Raw genomic sequence first — 3,297 nt, 5'->3', positions numbered from 1 at the left:
TTGGGGTCTAGCATGGCTGAAGCCGTAAAAAAACCAAGGCCCGAGTACCGGAACATCGGGATCGGCCAAATCGCGAAGTATCGCTTGCCGCTGGCGGGTAAAGTATCGATCCTGCATCGCGTGAGCGGGCTGCTGCTCTTCGTGTGTCTGCCGTTCATCCTGTGGCTGCTCGATCAGAGCCTCACCTCGGAACTCTCGTTCGACGCGTTCAAGGGCTTCCTGGCCAACCCCATCATCAAGATCGTCACGCTCGTGTTGTCGTGGGCGTATCTTCATCACTTCTGCGCGGGCATCCGGTTTCTGCTGCTCGACACGCACGTCGCGGTGAACAAGGAAGGCGGCCGACAGACCGCCCTGATCGTGCTGATCGTCTCGCTGTTGCTGACGCTCGCGATGGCTCTCAAGATCTTCGGAGTGTTCTAACCATGGCAACGCAAAATCGAGTCGGCCCGAAGCGCCTGGTCGTCGGCGCTCACTACGGTCTGCGCGACTGGCTCGCGCAACGCATCACCGCGGTCGTGATGGCCGCGTACACCGTCATTCTTCTCTTCTGGTTCTTCGCCGCGCACAACTTCTCCTACGAAGGCTGGGCGGGCATCTTCGCGACCCAGTGGATGAAGCTCGCCACTTTCGTAGCCCTGCTTTGCCTCTTCTATCACGCGTGGGTCGGCATTCGTGACATCTGGATGGACTACGTGAAGCCCATGGGTCTGCGCCTGCTGCTGCAAGTGCTGACGATCCTCTGGCTCGTCGGATGCGCCGGCTACGCTGCACAGATTCTCTGGAGAGTTTAAAGAACATGGCTGCAATCAAGACTTCCCTGCCGCGTCGTCGCTTTGACGTGGTCATTGTCGGCGCGGGCGGATCGGGCATGCGCGCGTCGCTGCAGCTCGCGCGCGCGGGCCTCTCCGTCGCGGTGCTCTCGAAAGTGTTCCCGACGCGCTCGCATACGGTTGCCGCGCAAGGCGGCATCGGTGCATCGCTCGGCAACATGAGCGAAGACAACTGGCACTATCACTTCTACGACACCATCAAGGGCTCCGACTGGCTCGGCGACCAGGATGCGATCGAGTTCATGTGCCGTGAAGCGCCGAACGCCGTGTACGAGCTCGAACACATGGGCATGCCGTTCGACCGCAATCCGGATGGCACGATCTATCAGCGTCCGTTCGGCGGCCACACGGCGAACTACGGCGAGAAGCCGGTGCAGCGTGCATGCGCCGCGGCCGACCGCACGGGTCACGCGCTGCTGCACACGCTGTATCAGCAGAACGTTGCCGCTAAAACGCACTTCTTCGTCGAATGGATGGCGCTGGACCTGATCCGCGACGCCGAAGGCGACGTGCTCGGCGTGACCGCGCTCGAAATGGAAACGGGCGAGGTCTATATCCTCGAAGGCAAGACCACGCTGTTCGCCACGGGCGGCGCGGGGCGCATCTTCGCGGCATCGACGAATGCGTTCATCAACACGGGCGACGGCCTCGGCATGGCCGCGCGCTCGGGCATCGCGCTGCAGGACATGGAGTTCTGGCAGTTCCACCCGACCGGTGTGGCAGGCGCGGGCGTGCTGATTACAGAAGGCGTGCGCGGTGAAGGCGGCATTCTGCGTAATTCGAACGGCGACCGCTTCATGGAGCGCTATGCGCCGACGCTGAAAGATCTGGCGCCGCGCGACTTCGTTTCGCGTTCGATGGATCAGGAAATCAAGGAAGGCCGTGGCGTGGGTCCGAACAAGGATCACGTGCTGCTGGACCTGTCGCACATTGGCGCCGAGACGATCATGAAGCGTCTGCCGTCGATTCGCGAGATCGCGCTGAAGTTCGCGAACGTCGACTGCATTAAAGAGCCGATTCCGGTCGTGCCGACCATCCACTATCAGATGGGTGGCATTCCGACGAACATGCACGGCCAGGTCGTGGGCACCGCGAAGGGCTACAACGATCCGGTCAACGGCTTCTACGCAGTGGGCGAATGCTCGTGCGTGTCGGTGCACGGCGCGAATCGTCTGGGCACGAACTCGCTGCTGGACCTGGTGGTCTTCGGTCGCGCGGCGGGCAATCACATCATCAAGCATGCAAGCGAGATGAAAGAGCACAAGCCCCTTCCCGCCGATGCCGCCGACTTTGCGATGGAACGTCTCGCGGTGCTGGAGAAGTCGACCTCGGGCGAATACACGCAGAGCATCGCCAACGATATCCGCTCGACGATGCAGGCGCATGCGGGCGTGTTCCGTACGTCGAAGCTGCTGGAAGACGGCGTGGGCAAGATCGCGGAACTCGCGGAGCGCGCGAAGCACGTGCATCTGAAGGACAAGTCGAAGGTGTTCAACACGGCGAAGGTCGAAGCGCTGGAACTGGCGAACCTGATCGAAGTGGCGCGCGCGACGATGGTGTCGGCGGAAGCGCGCAAGGAAAGCCGTGGCGCGCACGCGCACAGCGACTACGAGCATCGCGACGACGAGAACTGGATGCGCCACTCGCTGTGGTTCAGCGAAGGCGATCGCCTCGACTACAAGCCGGTGCAGATGAAGCCGCTGACGGTCGAATCGGTGCCGCCGAAGGCACGGACCTTCTAAGGCACGGAACGAGAGAATCGAAATGGCAAAGAGAATTTTTGAAGTCTATCGCTACGATCCGGACAAGGACGCAGCGCCGCGCATGCAGACGTACGAGCTGGATCTGACGCATGAGCGCATGCTGCTCGACGCGCTGGTGAAGCTGAAAGAACTCGATGAAACGCTGTCGTTCCGTCGCTCGTGCCGCGAAGGCGTGTGCGGGTCCGATGCGATGAACATCAACGGCAAGAACGGCCTCGCCTGTCTGACGAATCTGAACGAACTGCCGCAGAAGATCGTGCTGCGTCCGCTGCCGGGTCTGCCGGTGGTGCGCGACCTGATCTGCGACTTCACGCAGTTCTTCAACCAGTATCATTCGATCAAGCCGTATCTGATCAATGACACGCCGCCGCCGGAAAAGGAGCGCCTGCAGTCGCCGGTGGAGCGCGACGAGCTCGACGGTCTCTACGAGTGCATTCTGTGCGCGAGCTGCTCGACCTCGTGCCCGAGCTTCTGGTGGAACCCGGACAAGTTCGTGGGCCCGGCGGGCTTGCTGCAAGCCTATCGCTTCATCGCGGACAGCCGCGATCAGGCGACGGGCGAACGCCTCGACAACCTGGAAGATCCGTATCGTCTGTTCCGTTGCCATACGATCATGAATTGCGTCGACGTGTGCCCGAAGGGGCTCAATCCGACCAAGGCGATCGGCAAGATCAAGGAATTGATGGTGCGCCGGGCGGTTT

The 3,297-nt window shown here is 61.7% G+C and carries 4 protein-coding genes; all 4 read left to right on the top strand.

Annotation, left to right across the window (positions count from 1 at the left end; translation table 11 throughout):
- Window positions 1-12 precede the first annotated feature (12 nt).
- Window positions 13-423 carry a succinate dehydrogenase, cytochrome b556 subunit gene (sdhC, locus tag AWB79_RS37860; RefSeq protein WP_063963636.1) on the top strand — a complete coding sequence of 137 codons (411 nt, stop codon included), beginning with the start codon at window positions 13-15 and terminating at the stop codon, window positions 421-423.
- A 2-nt stretch (window positions 424-425) separates the two neighbouring features.
- Window positions 426-794: a succinate dehydrogenase, hydrophobic membrane anchor protein gene (gene sdhD, locus AWB79_RS37855; RefSeq protein ID WP_061172588.1), complete on the top strand. Its 369-nt coding sequence runs from the start codon at window positions 426-428 to the stop codon at window positions 792-794.
- A gap of 5 nt (window positions 795-799) precedes the next feature.
- On the top strand, window positions 800-2,575 hold the full coding sequence (gene sdhA / locus AWB79_RS37850; protein ID WP_061172587.1) for a succinate dehydrogenase flavoprotein subunit: 1,776 nt from the start codon (window positions 800-802) through the stop codon (window positions 2,573-2,575).
- 22 nt (window positions 2,576-2,597) lie between these two features.
- On the top strand, window positions 2,598-3,297 hold a 700-nt coding region (locus AWB79_RS37845), incomplete at its 3' end, for a succinate dehydrogenase iron-sulfur subunit (RefSeq protein WP_061172586.1).

It is taken from the genome of Caballeronia hypogeia, assembly GCF_001544875.2.
Lineage (GTDB): Bacteria > Pseudomonadota > Gammaproteobacteria > Burkholderiales > Burkholderiaceae > Caballeronia > Caballeronia hypogeia.
The sequence above is the reverse complement of the archived record's forward strand: the minus strand, read 5'-3'. Positions and strand labels throughout refer to the sequence as shown.